The organism is Bacillus sp. MM2020_4 (assembly GCF_011250555.1).
GTDB lineage: Bacteria > Bacillota > Bacilli > Bacillales > Cytobacillaceae > Neobacillus.
Map to the genome: position 1 here is coordinate 1 of NZ_JAANMZ010000005.1, position 17,751 is coordinate 17,751.

Annotated in this window: 17 protein-coding genes and 1 other RNA gene; 11 read left to right on the top strand and 7 right to left on the bottom strand. The window is 38.5% G+C overall.

The window, feature by feature from the left end; all coding sequences use genetic code 11:
* Positions 1-98 precede the first annotated feature (98 nt).
* The 8 genes from G6554_RS05870 (at position 99) to G6554_RS05905 (ending at position 9,233) form a co-directional block, all read left to right on the top strand.
* A complete protein-coding gene (locus G6554_RS05870; RefSeq protein WP_166239730.1) occupies positions 99-2,408 on the top strand; it encodes a DEAD/DEAH box helicase in 2,310 nt (769 codons plus the stop codon).
* On the top strand, positions 2,392-3,654 hold the full coding sequence (locus G6554_RS05875; RefSeq protein ID WP_166239732.1) for a ribonuclease H-like domain-containing protein: 1,263 nt from the start codon (positions 2,392-2,394) through the stop codon (positions 3,652-3,654). The genes G6554_RS05870 and G6554_RS05875 overlap by 17 nt, the downstream gene beginning before the upstream one ends.
* A 338-nt stretch (positions 3,655-3,992) precedes the next feature.
* A complete protein-coding gene (locus G6554_RS05880; RefSeq protein WP_166239734.1) occupies positions 3,993-4,343 on the top strand; it encodes a CotD family spore coat protein in 351 nt (116 codons plus the stop codon).
* A gap of 128 nt (positions 4,344-4,471) precedes the next feature.
* Positions 4,472-5,032: an SLOG family protein gene (locus G6554_RS05885; protein WP_166239736.1), complete on the top strand. Its 561-nt coding sequence runs from the start codon at positions 4,472-4,474 to the stop codon at positions 5,030-5,032.
* 103 nt (positions 5,033-5,135) lie between these two features.
* Positions 5,136-5,438, top strand: coding sequence for a cell division regulator GpsB (gene gpsB / locus G6554_RS05890; protein ID WP_166239738.1), 303 nt, complete (start codon positions 5,136-5,138; stop codon positions 5,436-5,438).
* A gap of 79 nt (positions 5,439-5,517) precedes the next feature.
* An RNA gene (rnpB, locus tag G6554_RS05895) (RNase P RNA component class B) lies at positions 5,518-5,920 on the top strand.
* A gap of 169 nt (positions 5,921-6,089) precedes the next feature.
* Positions 6,090-7,232 (top strand): THUMP domain-containing class I SAM-dependent RNA methyltransferase, encoded by a 1,143-nt coding sequence (locus G6554_RS05900; protein WP_166239740.1) that lies wholly within the window; start codon positions 6,090-6,092, stop codon positions 7,230-7,232.
* Positions 7,233-7,307: 75 nt separating this feature from the next.
* On the top strand, positions 7,308-9,233 hold the full coding sequence (locus tag G6554_RS05905; RefSeq protein WP_166239742.1) for an ATP-dependent DNA helicase: 1,926 nt from the start codon (positions 7,308-7,310) through the stop codon (positions 9,231-9,233).
* 62 nt (positions 9,234-9,295) lie between these two features.
* Here G6554_RS05905 and G6554_RS05910 read toward each other — a convergent pair whose 3' ends face one another.
* From G6554_RS05910 to G6554_RS05935, 6 genes are all read right to left on the bottom strand, one after another.
* Entirely contained in the window at positions 9,296-9,598 is a 303-nt protein-coding gene (locus G6554_RS05910; protein ID WP_166239744.1) for a metal-sulfur cluster assembly factor, read from the bottom strand.
* A 13-nt stretch (positions 9,599-9,611) separates the two neighbouring features.
* The gene (locus tag G6554_RS05915) at positions 9,612-10,856 is read right to left on the bottom strand and encodes a hypothetical protein (protein ID WP_166239746.1); all 1,245 of its coding nucleotides are present in this window, start codon (positions 10,854-10,856) and stop codon (positions 9,612-9,614) included.
* 14 nt (positions 10,857-10,870) lie between these two features.
* Positions 10,871-11,077, bottom strand: a complete 207-nt coding sequence (locus G6554_RS05920) for a DUF2249 domain-containing protein (RefSeq protein WP_166239748.1) — start codon at positions 11,075-11,077, stop codon at positions 10,871-10,873.
* Between the two features lie 6 nt (positions 11,078-11,083).
* Complete coding sequence (locus G6554_RS05925) at positions 11,084-11,317, bottom strand: DUF2249 domain-containing protein (RefSeq protein ID WP_166239750.1); 234 nt, start codon at positions 11,315-11,317, stop codon at positions 11,084-11,086.
* Positions 11,318-11,358: 41 nt separating this feature from the next.
* Positions 11,359-12,051 (bottom strand): Crp/Fnr family transcriptional regulator, encoded by a 693-nt coding sequence (locus G6554_RS05930; protein WP_166239752.1) that lies wholly within the window; start codon positions 12,049-12,051, stop codon positions 11,359-11,361.
* A gap of 142 nt (positions 12,052-12,193) precedes the next feature.
* A complete protein-coding gene (locus tag G6554_RS05935; RefSeq protein ID WP_166239754.1) occupies positions 12,194-12,886 on the bottom strand; it encodes a Crp/Fnr family transcriptional regulator in 693 nt (230 codons plus the stop codon).
* Between the two features lie 211 nt (positions 12,887-13,097).
* On the opposite strand from G6554_RS05935, the gene G6554_RS05940 reads away from it, so the two are divergent.
* Positions 13,098-15,461: a nitric-oxide reductase large subunit gene (locus G6554_RS05940; protein WP_166239756.1), complete on the top strand. Its 2,364-nt coding sequence runs from the start codon at positions 13,098-13,100 to the stop codon at positions 15,459-15,461.
* Between the two features lie 22 nt (positions 15,462-15,483).
* Here the strand turns inward: G6554_RS05940 and G6554_RS05945 are convergent, their stop codons facing one another.
* Positions 15,484-15,636, bottom strand: a complete 153-nt coding sequence (locus G6554_RS05945) for a hypothetical protein (RefSeq protein ID WP_166239758.1) — start codon at positions 15,634-15,636, stop codon at positions 15,484-15,486.
* A 129-nt stretch (positions 15,637-15,765) separates the two neighbouring features.
* Between G6554_RS05945 and G6554_RS05950 the strand changes: the two genes are divergently transcribed.
* Positions 15,766-15,999, top strand: a complete 234-nt coding sequence (locus G6554_RS05950) for a DUF2249 domain-containing protein (protein WP_166239760.1) — start codon at positions 15,766-15,768, stop codon at positions 15,997-15,999.
* Positions 16,000-16,216: 217 nt separating this feature from the next.
* A complete protein-coding gene (locus G6554_RS05955; RefSeq protein ID WP_166239762.1) occupies positions 16,217-17,719 on the top strand; it encodes a carboxypeptidase M32 in 1,503 nt (500 codons plus the stop codon).
* The last annotated feature ends 32 nt before the right edge of the window (positions 17,720-17,751 follow it).

Here is a 17,751-nt window from a genome sequence, read left to right on the forward strand (position 1 = left end):
GATTGGGAGAATGTTCCAGCGAAATATCATAATAATTTTCTTTTAATACTTTAATAACGAACGTTCATTCGATAAAATAAAGAGTATGAGGTGAAACCATGAAATTGAAAAAAGGCCTTCAAGAAATATTAGAGGAATTAAAAATAAATCATCAATTTAAAGAAAATATTGTCACCTGGAAGACCATTGAAGAAAAGCCAGCAACGATGATGCCATTTCCGGAGGACTTACATCCGTTGTTAAAAAGAGCTCTTCAAAATAAGGGAATTGAACAATTGTATACACATCAACAATCGGCATATGAGAAAATTATCAAAGGAAATAGTATCGTGGCGGTAACACCGACTGCCTCAGGAAAGACACTTTGCTATAATCTGCCAGTTTTACAAACTATTCTCGCTAATCCTGAATCAAGGGCCCTGTATATGTTTCCAACGAAAGCACTTGCCCAAGATCAAAAGAGTGAGATAAACGAGATCATTCAAGCTGCGGGCGTTGATATTAACAGCTATACGTATGATGGGGATACACCCGCAAATATTCGGCAAAGGGTAAGGCAGGCGGGGCATGTAGTGATTACAAACCCGGACATGCTACACTCTGCTATTCTGCCACACCATACAAAATGGGTATCCTTGTTTGAAAATCTTAAATTTGTGGTGATTGATGAACTTCATACCTACCGCGGCGTGTTTGGCAGCCATGTAGCCAATGTCATAAGAAGGCTAAAACGGATTTGCCATTATTACGGTAGTAATCCCGTGTTTATTTGTACATCGGCAACGATTGCAAATCCCTTAGAGCATGCGGAAATATTAACAGAAGAAAGAATGAGTTTAATTGATAATAACGGTGCACCGAGTGGGACGAAACATTTTCTCTTCTATAATCCGCCAATCGTCAATAAGCCGTTAAATATCAGAAGAAGTGCCACTCTTGAAGTTCGAAAAATTGCGGGGGAACTATTAAGAAATAAAATTCAAACAATTGTTTTTGCCAGAAGCAGGGTGAGAGTTGAAATTATCCTGACTTACCTTCAGGAATTGGTGAAAAATAAGTTAGGTGCGAAATCAATCATGGGATATCGCGGAGGATACCTGCCAACAGAACGAAGAAAAATTGAAAAGGGTCTGCGTTCTGGAGAGATCTATGGGGTTGTCAGTACGAATGCCCTTGAGTTAGGTGTTGACATAGGTCAGCTTCAGGTTTGCATCATGACAGGGTATCCGGGGACTATTTCAAGTGCCTGGCAGCAAGCCGGGAGGGCCGGAAGAAGGCATGGGGAGGCACTTGTCATTATGGTGGCAAGTTCGAGTCCGCTGGATCAATATATTATTCAAAACCCGGAATATTTTTTTAATAAAAGTCCTGAAACTGCGAGGATTAATCCCGATAATTTGATTATTCTAATCGATCATATGAAATGTGCCGCCTATGAGCTCCCATTTAAGGAGGGAGAGGAATTTGGAACTGTCGGAACGAAGGAATTACTGGAGTATTTAGCAGAAGAACGAGTTCTTTATCGAAATGGAGATAAATGGTATTGGATGAACGATTCTTTTCCGGCGCATAACATTAGTTTACGATCTGCCTCACAGGAAAATGTTATTATTGTTGACCAATCAGATGTAGCAAATGTAAAAGTTATTGGAGAAATGGATCGTTTTTCTGCAATGACGCTACTCCATGATGAGGCCATTTATTTACATCAAGGTACCCAATTCCAGGTCGAGAAGCTTGATTGGGAGGAGAAAAAGGCATTTGTCAGGGAAGTTGATGTTGACTATTACACTGATGCTAATTTAGCTGTCCAATTAAAAGTATTAGAGGAAGACAAGCTTCAAACAAGTGATGAAGCTGAAATCGGCTATGGAGACGTAAGTGTCAGGGCGATGGCAACCATTTTTAAAAAGATTAAATTTGAAACGCATGAAAATATCGGATCAGGACCGATTCATCTTCCAGAAGAGGAACTTCATACGAACGCAGCATGGATTTCATTAAATAAGCCGTTAACAGAACTGGGTCATGAACGGTTGGAACAGGGACTTGTTGGAACAGCACACGCCTTAAATCATATCGCACCGTTATTCGTGATGGCAGACCCGCAGGATATTCATGTTATCCCGCAAGTGAAAGCAGATCATAATGAAAAGCCAACTATCTTTTTTTATGATCGATATCCTGGTGGAATTGGATTAAGTGAAAAAATTCATAGCGGAATGCCAACGGTGTTTGTCGAAACGAAAAAAATGATACATCACTGTCAGTGTGAGACGGGATGTCCTTCATGCATTGGAGCAGATACAGTTAGTGAAACCGCAAAATTGGATGTCTTAAAAATAATTGATGCATTTTTACACTCTTCCAATCAGGATAAGGAAGTGCGGCATGTCGTTAAAAAGTAAGCTAGATCGCCTAAAGTCTCATATATCCAGTGGAAGCACTCCAGAAAAAAGGGATCAACCTTCTGTGACGCCGGGTATGGAGGTGCCTTTTCGTGAAAAATGGGAGCAGGAAAATGTTTATCCCTTTTTTATCGATGACCATTATTGCTTAATAAGGGAAGTGAAATATCCACTCTCACACCAGCACGGGAATTATTGCTTTCGGGATTTTCTAACCGCTGTAGATTTGTGGAATCACCAGCCACTCAGTCACCCTTTATCGGCAAAAGGTCATCAAGCTGAGGAATTGTTCTTTTTTGACACAGAAACTACGGGGCTCGGCGGCGGGGTTGGAAATACAATTTTTATTCTGGGATATGCCAGTGTTTTCGGTGATCATTTGGTCCTAAGACAGCACATCCTCCCGCATCCAGGCGGGGAAGTTCCTTTATATCAAAGTTTTTTAGAAAAAGTGAATTATCGTACGCTTGTCACTTATAATGGAAAATCATTTGATTGGCCCCAAGTGAAAACAAGACATACTCTTATAAGAGAGCATGTTCCAAAGCTGCCTGAATTTGGACATTTTGATCTTTTTCATGCAGCAAGAAGACTTTGGAAGCATAAATTAGACCGGATGAAGCTGGCAATTGTCGAGAAAGAAGTATTAGGGGTGGAAAGAATCGATGATATTCCAGGATTTTTGGCTCCTATGATTTATTTTGATTTTATTGAAAGTAAAAAGCCTGATGGCATGCTGGGTTTGCTTAAACATAATGAAATCGACATTTTATCACTCGTTACACTATATAGCCATTTAACCTTTCAACTTTACGGGATTGATCATAATCAAACTAGAGCAGAAACGTATGAAGTTGGTCGCTGGTTTGCCACATTAGGAGAGAATAAAGAAGCAGAACAAGTATTAAGCAAACTGACAAACGGCAGAGACATGACATCCTATCAGGCAAAGTATATTTTGGCATTTCAGCAAAAAAAAGAGCAGAATTGGGAAAGCGCACGGACATTGTTCCTTGAAATGATCGATTGTGGTGAGACACAGATGCGGGTAGAAGCTTTATTAGAACTGGCAAAAATTCATGAACATCGACTTATAGATTATAAGCTTGCTATAGTTTATTGTCAGAAGGCGATAGAACAAATAACACAATCTAAAACCACGGCTAAATGGAAAAGGCACATTACCTTAGAGCAGTTTGAAAAAAGGCTAAAACGGTTAGAACGAAAATATGTCACAAAATCTTAATAATTTTATGATGAAATCCAGTAATTCCATATTGTTTATCCTACATGAAAAATGTAAAATGAGAAATTGAGTTGCGGAAAAGCGATCATTAAAACCTTATGGAGCTGGTATTGTGTATAAAACGATTTTATTTTTATTTTTTATTGTCGTCTGTCTGACAGCCGTCGTTTTTACAAGCTTAAAAGATAGCTTTTATTCGATGCTGTAAGAAAATCAGGCGAAAGTTTTTGACCCTAAATCGTATATTGAATGAAAAATAGGTATTTTCCTTAGTACAAGAGTAACTCCCTTATCATAGGCTGTTAATGTAAACAGAATATTTGGAGGGAGAGTATAATATGTTTCTAGGAACTAATTTTGCACCGCCAGTCGTCCACCCGACACAGCAGATAGTGAATCACACCTTTTCAACAACGGTGGTGCCGCATATTCATCCAGTACACACCACAACGGTGAATCATCATATGTTCCAGCATAAACATTTTTGCCCGCAAACAGCTTCATGCTGTGAGGAGACGTGTAATCAGCACATTAACTGCTGTAACCCATGTCAGGGGGCAATGCCAATGCCAGCTTCTAATGCCATGCCGGGACCTAATGCCATGCCGGGATTTGGAGCAGGCGGTCCAGGGTTTGGAATGGGAGGCCCAGGTTTCGCACCGGGACCATTTATGGGACCTAGACCTTAAGTTAGGTTTATGTGGTTTGCAAGGGCTCTTTAGCCCTTGCTTTTTATTGTTGTTTACTTTTATGATATGCTTTTTTAAAAAAAATGTTTGTCCATTTTAAAAATATTTTTTAGTTAAGGGGAACATTCTTGAGAAAAGTGCTGGCCATTTCAGGTTATAAACCATTTGAATTAGGCATTTTTAAAAAAGATCATCCATCAGCTTTATTTATTAAGGCTGCACTAAAGAAATCATTATTGCCTATGATAGAAGAAGGTTTAGAATGGGTATTGATTAGCGGACAATTAGGAGTTGAACTTTGGGCTGCGGAGGTTGTATTTCATTTGCAGATTGAATTTCCTGAATTGAAGCTAGCGGTCATCACTCCGTTTCTTGACCAAGAGGCATCCTGGAATGAAAATAACAAGGAATGGTACGAGTCTATTCTTGCTGGTGCAGATTACATAGACTCCGTTTCGAAAAAAGGGTATGAGAAGCCATGGCAGTTTCGTTTGAAAAATCAATTCTTTATCGATAAGAGCGATGGACTCCTTCTTCTGTACGATCATGAAAAGGAAGGAAGTCCGAAATATCTATACGAAATGGCTGTCCAACAGCAAAGAAAAAAGTCATATCCGATTGAGTTGATTACATTTTATGATTTACAAATGATTGTGGAAGAAGAACAAAATAAATGGTCTGATTTTTAAAGCATGATGAAGCCGTATATTTTTTAAAACAAAAGAAATTGACAAAAGGAATAATTTTTGAAAAAATAATAGGTAATGATTGGCTAAACTTGAGGTGATTTGAATGTTGGCTGATAAAGTGAAATTAACAGCTAAGGATATTTTAGAAAAAGAGTTTAAGACTGGCGTAAGAGGGTATAAACAAGAAGATGTCGATAAATTCTTGGATTTAATCATTAAAGATTATGAAACGTTCCATCAAGAAATTGATGATCTGCAGCAAGAGAACCTTAGACTTCGTAAACAGCTTGAGGAGTCATCGAAGAGACAACCGGTGGCACAACCTGCAGGAACGACAAATTTTGATATTTTAAAACGATTGTCTAATCTTGAAAAGCACGTTTTTGGCAGTAAATTATACGATTGACAGATTGTACCGGTACTTCCTAATAAAAACTATTGAATAAACAGCAGGAAATACATATAATAGAAAAGTATCATTAATGACGTTCGGGTAATCGCTGCAATGAGCTTATATGCAAATTGTTGAGGAAAGTCCATGCTCGCACGGGCTGCGATGTCCGTAGTGTTCGTGCCTAGCGAAATCATAAGCTAGGGCAGTTGGGTTTAAATCCAGCTGACGGCCGGGAAAATACCTAAGTTCTTTTAGAATAGGGTATGAATACCTGTAAAAGTGCCACAGTGACGTAGCCTTTCTAGAAATGGAAAGGGTGGAACGGGTAAACCCCACGAGCGAGAAACCCAAATAATGGTAGGGGCATCTTCTCTGAGGAATTGAACGAGGGGAAGGACAGATTCCAATCGGAATCTGTAGATAGATGATTACCACCTAAGTACGAGGCGTTATTGCCGTTTGCAGTACTCTGGTACAGAACATGGCTTACAGAACGTTATTAATGGGATACTATGCTAGGATATGTAACGGCTCTCCTGATAGGGGAGCTTTTTTATTGGTCATAATTGCATCCCAAGGATGATTTTTGTCCATAATGGTAGCGAATATTCCTTTACAAAGGGAAACGAAAATATACATAACTTAATAGTAAAGGGTGAAGAAATGGGAAATTATCAAATAATTGCTACAGCAGCAATGGGGCTTGAGGCCTTGGTGGCAAAAGAGGTAAGGTCATTAGGATATGAATGTGAAGTTGAGAATGGCAAGGTTACCTATACAGGGGACGAAACTGCTATTGCCCGCAGTAATTTGTGGCTTCGAACCGCTGACAGAATAAAAATCAAGGTGGGCGAATTCAAAGCATATACCTTTGATGAATTATTTGAAAAGACAAAAGCACTGCCCTGGGAAGAATTCCTCCCTGAAGATGCTGAATTTCCTGTCATCGGGAAATCTGTAAAATCAACACTTTTTAGTGTGTCGGACTGCCAAGCAATCGTCAAAAAGGCAGTTGTGGAACGCCTGAAAAAACAGTATAAGCGGAGTACCTGGTTTGAGGAAACGGGTGCCCTTTATCGGATTGAAGTCGCCTTATTAAAGGATCTTGCCACTATCACCATTGATACAAGTGGTCAGGGGCTTCATAAACGTGGCTACCGTATTGACCAAGGTGAAGCTCCTCTAAAGGAAACACTCGCGGCTGCGCTCGTAATGTTAACCAATTGGAAGGCTGACAGTCCATTTATCGACCCATTCTGCGGCTCAGGAACGATTCCGATTGAAGCGGCAATGATCGGCCAAAATATTGCACCTGGTTTTAACCGGGAATTTGTATCAGAGGGCTGGAATTGGATTCACCAATCCGTTTGGGATGAGGCTAGGAATGAAGCCGAAGATTTAGCGAATTACGACCAACCTTTAGACATTACCGGCTCTGATATTGATCACCGGATGGTAAAAATTGCCCAAGAGAATGCTTTCGAGGCTGGTTTTGCTGATATCATTCAGTTTAAGCAAATGCAAGTCAGAGACATTTCAACAAACAAAGAATTTGGTGTCATTGTTGGAAACCCTCCTTACGGAGAAAGACTAGGGGATAAGAAGGCTGTTGAGCAAATGTATAAGGAAATGGGGCAAGCATTCAGTAAGCTTGACACCTGGTCGATTTATATCATGACTTCGAATGAAGGTTTTGAACAGCTGTACGGTAAACCCGCAACAAAGAAACGTAAACTGTTTAATGGATTTATCCGAACTGATTTATATCAATATTGGGGAAAAAGACCTCCACGTCAAAGTAATTAAACAATTAGATATAAAGGAACTTAGGATATAGTTTAGCGTTATTTTGACGCTATTTTTTTTAGGGGAGGGACTAACATGCAAAACCGGATGCCGTTTGAAGTTTCCAAAACTGAATCCTTTTATGATAAATTGGCTGAATGGATTGGTGATCTATTTTATGATATTTTGCCAGAGGCTGGATTTGAACTAAGGGATGAACAAATTTATATGGCTTTTCAATTGGAAAAGGCCTTCAAGGATAAACAAATAATGTTCGCGGAAGCAGGCGTTGGAACAGGGAAAACGATTGTATACCTGCTCTATTCTATCATGTATGCAAGGTATACAAATAGGCCCGCAGTAATCGCCTGTGCGGACGAAACGCTTATCGAGCAGCTTGTGAAAAAAGAAGGCGATATTGCTAAGCTTGAAAAGGTTTTGGAGTTAAATATCGATGTTCGTCTGGCAAAATCACGAGATCAGTATTTGTGTCTTAAGAAGCTTGACCAGGTTCGGAATCAAGACTTTTCAGATGAGATATCCGATATTTATCAAAAATTGCCGGATTTTATCCATATGGGTGGTTCGATGCAATCTTTTGAAAAGTACGGTGATAGACGTGATTATCCTCATTTAACGGATGAATTATGGAGTAATCTCAATTGGGATCCTCTTCAAGATTGTTTCTCCTGTGATAAACGCCATCGCTGTGGATTGACACTACACCGGGAATTTTACCGGCATTCGACTGATTTAATTATTTGTTCCCATGACTTTTACATGGAGCATATTTGGACGAAGGAATCAAGAAGGCGTGAAGGGCAGCTGCCGCTTTTACCTGAGCATTCTTCCGTTGTATTTGACGAGGGTCATCTTCTTGAATATGCAGCGCAAAAAGCGTTAAGTTACCGTTTTACCGATTATACGTTGGATACACTGCTTACAAGGTTAATGGAAAATGAAGTTCGTGAAAAAACATTGTACACGATCGAAGACGCTCTTCAAGACAATGAAGCGTTTTTTGACACTATTTCACAATTCTCCTTACAGCAAAAAGGTTCTGAAAAACAAATCATTACGAAGCATCCTCTGGTATTAAAGACCTGCAGGAAGCTACTCTCAACACTGCAAACTTTGGAAGAGGAGCTTGTTTTTGAAAGTGAATTATATGTCATTAATGAATATGATTTAAAAATTGTGGAGGAATATTTGGAGCAAATTACCTACTCCTTATCACTTTTCCTTCAAGAAGTGAACGGGATTACCTGGTTTGAAGAAGGCGGCGGAGAACGGACACTAGTTATCATGCCAAAAATGGTCGAAGAAGTGATGCGTGAAGAAGTGTTCTCACAGAAAAAACCGTTTATCTTCTCATCAGCAACACTGTCGAATCAAAAATCCTTTGATTATATTGCAAATAGCCTTGGGGTGAAGGATTACCTATCCTTTACGGTGGCCTCACCATTTGCCTATGAAGAAAAGATGGATGTCTTCCTCCCGAGGTTTCCAAAAGGCAGCATGGAAGAAAAAATTCATTATCTGATAAAAATGGTACAGCAATCAGAAGGACGGGCCTTAATTCTGTTAAATAATAAGGAAGAACTGTCACAGCTTAAAAAGCAGTTGGCAGGGGGCATTTCCTATCCCATTTATTTTGAGGGGGACGAGGAGATTAGCACCCTCGTTTCGAAGTTTCAAAATGAGGAGCATGCGATTCTATGTTCCATGCATCTCTGGGAAGGCCTAGATATTCCAGGAAGATCACTTGAAAATGTCTTGATTTTTTCACTTCCTTTCCCGCCAAACGATCCGGTTTTTACGGCAAAGAGAGAAGGGGTAGACAATCCATTCTTAGAGGTAGATTTACCGTATATGCTTCTCAGGCTGCGTCAGGGCATAGGACGATTAATTCGGAGTGAACATGACCGGGGAATGGTTCATATCATGTTGGATGAGGAAATCGATTCTTTTGTATTACAAAGTGTTACAGAAGCACTGCCAACGACGGCCAAAGATGCATAAAAAAGGAAGCCTTCCGTTTTTAGAGGGCTTCCTGCTTTTTTGTCTAGCTTCACCTTATCAGATTAACGCATTCCTAAATAACTTTTTCCTTCTGCCGACATTTTGTCAGGTGACCAAGCAGGCTCCCAGACTAGATTTACCTCAACATTTCTTGTTTCTTCAATTCCTTCGACACAATAGCGAACCCCTTTTGTAATGCTGTCATGAAGTGGACATCCAGGTGTTGTCAGGGTCATGGTAATGGAAACATCGTTATCATCCGTAATCCCAATACCATAAATTAAGCCTAAATCCACCACGTTAATATTTAATTCCGGGTCATAAACACTTTTTAATTCTTCAAGGATTTTTTCTTCTAAATTCATGATTAACACCTCATTATTTTTTTAGAACGCTTAAGATACTAATGGCAATTATGATAAACATGACAGATAGTATGAACTGTCCGATATTAAAGAGCAGTGCAATCTTCAAGGCCAAGGCAGAAAACACAATGAGAACCGCCGCAATAAAGATCGAGAGGACGGGGGTTATTATTTTTTCATTCATCATCTCTTTCAATGTTGGAACCTTTGCTTTTCCAATATCATTACTGTATTTATACGTCCACCATAAAAATGGAACGATTTTATACAAATACCCGACAATACTTAGGACAATCCAAAGTAAAAGATAAAGGTAGACGAGTGGGCCAACAAATGAACTAAAATGTTGAAACCACACTAAAATAAATGCCGCCAAATGGATGACAGTACCTAACACAATGGCAATCAAAGAAAACGTGAACGGTTTATCCAGCTTTTTCTTTAATCTTTTTTTGATGATGATCCTTATATGCCAACTAAAAATGGAGAATCCTGCAAAAAGTAAAAAGAAACCAAGCTTCAACAAGATACTGCTATCCGTAAAGAATGAAATTAATGAAGTAACAAGACCGGCAACATAAAACCCATATACATATCTTGCGTGTACCATTGGGAATCCATGGGACAAAGAAAACATCGGTACCATCTTATAGGAAAATCCAAAAATTAACAGAGTAAACCAGCCAGTAATCCCCATCAATAAATGACTTTTAAAGATAGATTGATAATACTCTGCACCTATCCCTGTTTTTAAGCAATAGACCAATGTAATCCCTAATGAAATCGTCATGAACAAACAAATCAATGCCGTTCCTACAAAGGCGGTCAATATAGTTGGTTTGGATTGCGCCTTTAGTGTCATAAACATTTGAACTAAAAACATTAATATACCAATAAGGGTAAGGATACCAGGAATGAATGCATTTTGTGGTGACCAATAGAGCATTCCTGAGAATGTCGCAATGCCAATGGCTGTTACAAAAAATTGGACAAACCCGAATTTCTCATTCCATATTTTCGTTAGGAACGCTACCGGAACAAGCTGATACATCGCACCCATTGCTACCATTAACGCCCAGCCCAGCACTAATAAATGGGCTGAAGACCAGATTTGAGGAATTCTAAAACTTCCATCTGCCATCAATTGTCCATTTACCAGTAATAGAATTTGTGAAAGAACCAGTGCTATTACACTAAAAAAGATAAATGAAAAAGGCAGTTTAATATTTGTTTCACTCCCCATACTTTGAGGAACCATAATAGTACACCTTCTTAGCGAAAGATCTCAATTTTAAAGCTTCCATCGTTTTGTGGTTCTGTACGCTGTTTGTAACCTAATTCCTCTAGCTGTTCATATAGGAACATCGGTCTTCTATCATTGATGATCGTCAATACCTCATTTTCCCCAAGGGTCTCTAGGGCGGCTAAAGTTCTCATCATCGGCTGTGGCGGCTCTAATCCGCGATTATCTAATATCACCTTAGGTCATCCTTTCTTTGTAAATGTTACTTTCCAATGCTTCTTTTCAAGTTCTTCTTCCTCGTGGGTAAAGCCCTTTGCCTTTAAAACGGCGAATAGGGGAACAGGCTTAAACGGAGCATGAAGAATAAAAATATCATTCTCCTTACATTCCTTTACAGCTTCCATAATCCTTTGAAACGGTTCAATTTTATTTTTTAAATCCTCACGTACATCTATTTCAATGATTCTTTGTTCCATTTGCTTAACAGCTCCTTCTATTTTTAGTCGAAAAAAATTTATTAATAGAATAACTCTTGTTGCAATGCCTCACGGTTGATTAAATAAAAACCCTCATCATCTTGAATCACAAATTCCTTCTTTTTAACATGATTCATCGTTCTGCTCACAGTTTCCCTTGAAGTGCCAATCATATTAGCTAATTCCCGGTTGGTGAACTGGGTTGTCAACTTGTAACATTCTCCCACCTTTTCACCATTTGATTTACATAGCCTAATAAGAAGTAAAATAATTTGTTCATATGTGTTATGAAGAACTTGTGCTTCCAATCTTCCTTGAAGGTCAACAATTTTTTCTCCCAATACTTTAAAAAGCTTGATGCAGAGTTCCGGATAGGAAATAAGGATATTTTCAAATTTGTCAATCGGAATGACAATGAGAATAGCATCTTCCGTCACCTCGGCATGCGCTGGAAAATTCCCTTGTCTAAAAAAACCAGCATGTGGGAACATTTCTCCTGGTTCAAGGATGGAAATTAATTGCTCTTTGCCCGATTGATCGGTTTTGTAAATTTTGATTTTCCCACTATGAATAAAGAATACGCGGTCAAGCCTGTCTTCCTGCATAAAAACATACATCTTATGTTTATAGAAGCGGGTTTGTGCAATTTTTACGATTGGATCAAGCTCTTCAGCAGATAATTCCTTGAAGATTGGGACATCGGACAATCGTTTTACTATGTCCTCCTGCTTCATTAACATCACCTTCATATTATTAATTCAATTTAGTAATATTGTAGCAATGATTTCTCAAAGATTATGTGACCACAATCATAGTAGGTTAAAATTTTTTCTTTGCAACAAACTTTATGGAGTGTAACGCTTGTAGTTTTGAAGATTAATAACAAATTTCCTGCTTTAAAGCGATTCGATTGACTAAATATAAACTTTTAGTACTTGAGATGATATAGTTTTTCTTTTTTAAATGATTAATCGTTCTGCTGACAGTCTCTCTGGAAGTACCAATCATATTTGCCAGTTCTTTATTTGTAAAATGGGTTGTCAGCAGGTATTGTTCTCCTATTTTTATTCCATTTGATTTACAAAGCCTAATGAGTAATAAAATAATTTGTTCATATGTGTTATGGAGAACTTGTTCTTCTAATCTTTTTTGTAAATCATTTACGTTTTCTCCCATCAATTTAAAGAGTCTAGCACAAAGGTCAGGGATTGTAAGAAGGATTTCCTCAAATTGAGCTCGTGGAAACGTAATGATCCTTGCATCCTCCATTACTTCTGCGTGTGTCTCATGCTTTCCATCCTTGAAAAATACTGTTTGTGGAAACATATCCCCTGATTCTAGAATGTATAAAATCTGTTCCTTCCCGGATAAATCAGTCTTACATATTTTGACTTTTCCGCTATCAAGGAAGAATAATTTATCTTGAGAATCATTCTGCATATAAACGTACATTTTTTGTTTATAAAAGCGAGCCTGGATAATTTCTAAGAATGGTTCCAAATCATGATCCGACAAATCCTTAAATAACTTGAAATGTGACAACTTCATTTCAATTTCTACTTTTTTCATTTCATCACCTTCGTTTAAAAAATCCTACTTATAGAAATTTTAACAATGCCATCATTAGAAAAAATTGACCTATGTCAAGAAATGAATCTCTTAAATAAATCTTTTATTTTGTGATAAAAGTCACACCGATTTGATGAAATGCTTCACTGTGTGATGAAGTGAACAAAGATAAGATAACTAATGTAACAAAATAAGAAAGGATGAATGTAGCATGGAAATACAACATGGGACGTCGACCAATAAAGTGTTGAAGACCAATAAAAATGGACTCTTAAAATCCGTTCTAATTGCAACCATTTTAATTACCTTCACGGTTTTACTAGTTGGCGGCTATTGGATATTTAAAGAACAAGCACCAAGACCCGTGGAGGTTACGAATGAAAAAGGTGATGTTCTGTTTACGAAAGCTTCCATTATGGGGGGGCAGGCTGTTTTTCAAAAGTACGGTTTAATGGATTACGGCACCGTTTTAGGACATGGATCCTATATGGGACCTGATTATACAGCTGAATCTCTTAAGCTTTATACAGAAGGTATGCAGGATTTTAAAGCGAAAGACAAGTATGGAAAAGATTTTTCAACTTTAAATGAAGATGAAAAAATTGTTATTAAAAATAATGTTATTAAAGAAATGAAAAAAAATCGCTATGACAGTGATAAAGATACAATGGTACTAACGGATGCTCAAGCATTTGGCCTTCAAAGGGTAAGAGCGCATTATAAGGAAATTTTTACGAAGGGTGACGATTGGGGATTAAAGGCAAATCTTATTAAGGAAAGCGATTTGCCGAAAACAGGCCGTGCGTATGTTGCAAAAGGTGATCAAATTACACAAATATCTGATTTCTTTTTCTGGACAGCTTGGCTTTCTAGTACAGTCCGTAAAGGAGATAACATCACCTATACAAATAACTGGCCTTACTATGAGGATGCAGGCAACCATTTATCCTTCTCTGCAGTATGGTGGAGTGGTGCAAGTATCACCATTTTTGTTTTAGTGTTGGGAATTATTTTATTTGTTTTCTATCGCTATCAATTTAGCATGCAAGAGGCATATAAAGAAGGAAATTTCCCGCGAATTGATCTACGAAAAATGCCAGTGACCAATTCTCAGGTTAAGAGCGGAAAATATTTTGTGATCGTTTCGGCCTTATTTCTTGTCCAGTGTATGTTTGGGGCATTACTAGCACATTATTACATAGAACCAGATAGTTTCTTTGGAATAAAGTGGATTCATGATATTCTTCCGTTCAATATTACAAAAGGGTATCATTTGCAGCTTGCTATTTTCTGGATTGCGACAGCGTGGCTTGGGATGGGTATATACATTGCTCCACTTGTCGGTGGCTATGAGCCCAAAAAACAAGGCTTACTCGTCGATATTTTATTCTGGGCATTGGTGGTCCTTGTGGTCGGAAGTATGGTTGGTGAGTGGCTTGGAGCTAACGGCTACTTAGGAAACAATTGGTTCCTATTCGGACACTCTGGATGGGAATATATCGAACTTGGACGCATTTGGCAGCTGATCCTGATTGCCGGTATGTTCATATGGCTGTTTATTGTTTACCGAGGAATTAGGGCAGGTCTAAAGAAAGAAACTGATAAGGGTGGACTGATTCACCTATTATTCTATTCAGCGATAGCCGTACCTGCATTCTATGTCTTTGCCTTGTTTATTAATCCTGGAACAAGCTTTACCTTTGCAGATTACTGGCGCTGGTGGATCATCCACTTATGGGTTGAAGGTATTTTTGAAGTATTTGCGGTTGTCGTTATTGGCTTCCTTTTAGTTCAATTAGGTTTAGTAACAAAAAAATCTACAGTACGACAACTTTATTTCCAATTAATCCTGCTACTTGGCAGCGGAGTTATTGGCATCGGCCACCACTATTACTATAATGGATCTGCGGAAGCGTGGATTGGCCTTGGGGCGGTATTCTCTGCGATGGAAGTCATTCCATTAACGTTGCTAATTCTTGAAGCGTATGAGCAATATAAAATGATGCGTGCCGGCGGTGTCGATTTCCCTTACAAAGGAACGTTCTGGTTCTTAATTTCTGTTGCCATCTGGAACCTGGTTGGGGCGGGAGTTTTAGGATTTTTAATTAATTTGCCAGCAGTAAGCTATTTTGAACATGGACAATTCTTAACACCAGCACATGGGCATGGATCCATGATGGGTGTGTATGGAATGTTTGCATGTGCAGTACTTCTATATTCATTACGGAATATCGTAAAACCTGAAAGCTGGAATGATAAATGGCTCAAATTCAGCTGCATCATGTTAAACGTCGGCCTAGCAGGGATGGTCTTCCTATCCTTACTACCAGTCGGGATTATCCAAATAAAAGAAGCATTTAATCACGGCTATGCCGCATCACGTTCAGCATCCTTCCTCCAAAAGGATCTTGTGCAAACATTGTTAACTTGGCGTGCGGTGCCTGACACCATTTTCCTTATTGGTGTAGTAGTATTAGTGGTTTTCTGTATAAAAGCGCTCTTCAATTTACGGAAACCAACGCATCAGGAGGGAGAAAAACTTCCTGTTCGCGATTTATCAATTGATGAGGAATAACTTGAAAAAAAATCCGCAAAGCTTAGCTTTGCGGATTTTCTTTTTCTTCTTTATGATTTTCATAACATTCAAAGCAATGAATCTCTTTCTCTTCCGTAAGAATCCCGTTTAAAAAGCCATCTAAACAATAGATATCTTTGTTGCAGCATTTACAAATTCCGACTAATTCTCTCAAAAGCCATTCCCCCTGCCACAGTACTAGTATTAATAAAATCATGTTCTAGGTGTGATACGTTGCACTAAAAAGAAGTAATTGGTTCCTTATAATAAAGGAGAAGTTAACAAACTAAAAGGAGTGATTATCATGCAAACATACGCAAAAGTGATCAATGTTCCAGATTTTCCACCACGAGAAAAACATTCTACCATCTTTAAAGGGTTTGATGAATTACGTTCTGGTGAAACAATGATGATTGTAAATGACCATGATCCAAAGCCGCTTTTATATCAATTCATGATGGAAAGACCTGAGCAATTTTCTTGGGAGTACCTTGAAGAAGGCCCGGAAACATGGAAAGTCGCTATTAGTAAGAAGTAATTTTTGGTTCGTGTGTCTTTGAATTAACGAGGCACTTGACCCTCTCCAATCATTTTACGTGAATTTTATTTTCCAGGTAACATCCTCTTTTTCCTATATATATATTTTACAACAGAAATCCGTTTCTGTTGTTTTTTTTATCCCCATTTAACCTATTCTATAATTACTTTTCAGAAAAATGTGATAAAATTTGTCTGAATGGAAAAGGGGGATTTATATGCGAATGGACCAATTAGAAAAAGAATTCTTAGAATATGTGAAAAAAATGTCCGCTTATAATGAAGCACTGGGATTGATTTATTGGGATCTGCGAACAGGTGCCCCAAAGCAGGCAGTGGAACAGCGCTCAGAAGTAATTGGAATGCTATCATCTGAGGTCTTTAAAATGTCCACCTCCGAGGAAATGGCAGCATACATAGCCAATTTATCAAAACAACAGCTATCCGAAACAACAAGCAAAATCCTTGAAGAATGTAAGAAGGAATATGAACGAAATAAGAAAATTCCGGCCGAAGAATATAAAGAATTTGTCATTCTCCAATCAAAGGCAGAAAGTGTCTGGGAGGAAGCCAAAGAAAAGGCCGATTTTGCTTTGTTTAGTCCCTACCTAGAGAAGTTAGTAGCGATGACAAAACGATTCATTTGCTATTGGGGTCATGAGGAGAAGAAGTATAACGTATTATTAGATATGTACGAACCCGACATGACAATGGAAGTATTGGATCAGGTGTTTAGTGAATTAAGAGGTAAAATTGTCCCACTGGTTAAACGGATCTCGGAGTCAAGCCATAAACCAGAAACTGATTTTCTATTAAAAAAATTCCCAAAGGAAAATCAGCGTGAATTTAGCTTGAAGATCCTTGAAAAAATGGGTTATAACTTCAATGCAGGCAGACTGGATGAAACCGTTCATCCATTTGCGATTGGATTAAACCCTGGTGACGTCCGCGTAACCACAAAGTATGACGAAAACGACTTCCGTACCGCTGTTTTTGGCACAATTCACGAAGGCGGTCATGCCTTATACGAACAAAATATTTCAACTGACCTAATTGGAACTCCGCTCTGCTCCGGCACATCAACGGGAATTCACGAATCGCAGTCCCTTTTCTATGAGAATATTCTAGGGCGCAGTTTTTCATTTTGGAGGAATAACTACAATCTATTGAAGGAATATGCAAATGGTCAGTTTGATCAAGTTCAATTGGAGGAATTCTATCGGTCGATTAATGAATCAAAGCCATCATTGATTCGCATTGAAGCGGATGAATTAACCTATCCACTCCATGTGATTATTCGTTATGAAATTGAAAAAGGCCTATTTAATGATGAAATAGAAGTGAAGGATCTGCCGAAAATTTGGAATGACAAATACGAAGAGTACTTAGGTATTCGTCCTGAAAATGATGCGATGGGTGTCCTTCAGGACGTTCACTGGGCAGGAGGCAGCTTTGGCTATTTCCCTTCCTATGCCTTAGGGTATATGTATGCAGCACAATTTAAGCATAAAATGCTTGAGGATATCCCGAATTTTGATCAATTACTAGAGGAGGGGAATTTACTCCCAATTAAGGAATGGCTGACCAAAAATATCCACCAATATGGAAAAATGAAGAAGCCACTTGAAATCTTACAGGATGTCACCGGAGAGGGTCTTAATGCACAGTATTTAGTAGATTACCTTTATGAGAAATACGGAAAGGTATATCAGTTAAATTAAAATCCAGGCAATTGGCTCATCCAAAATACAGG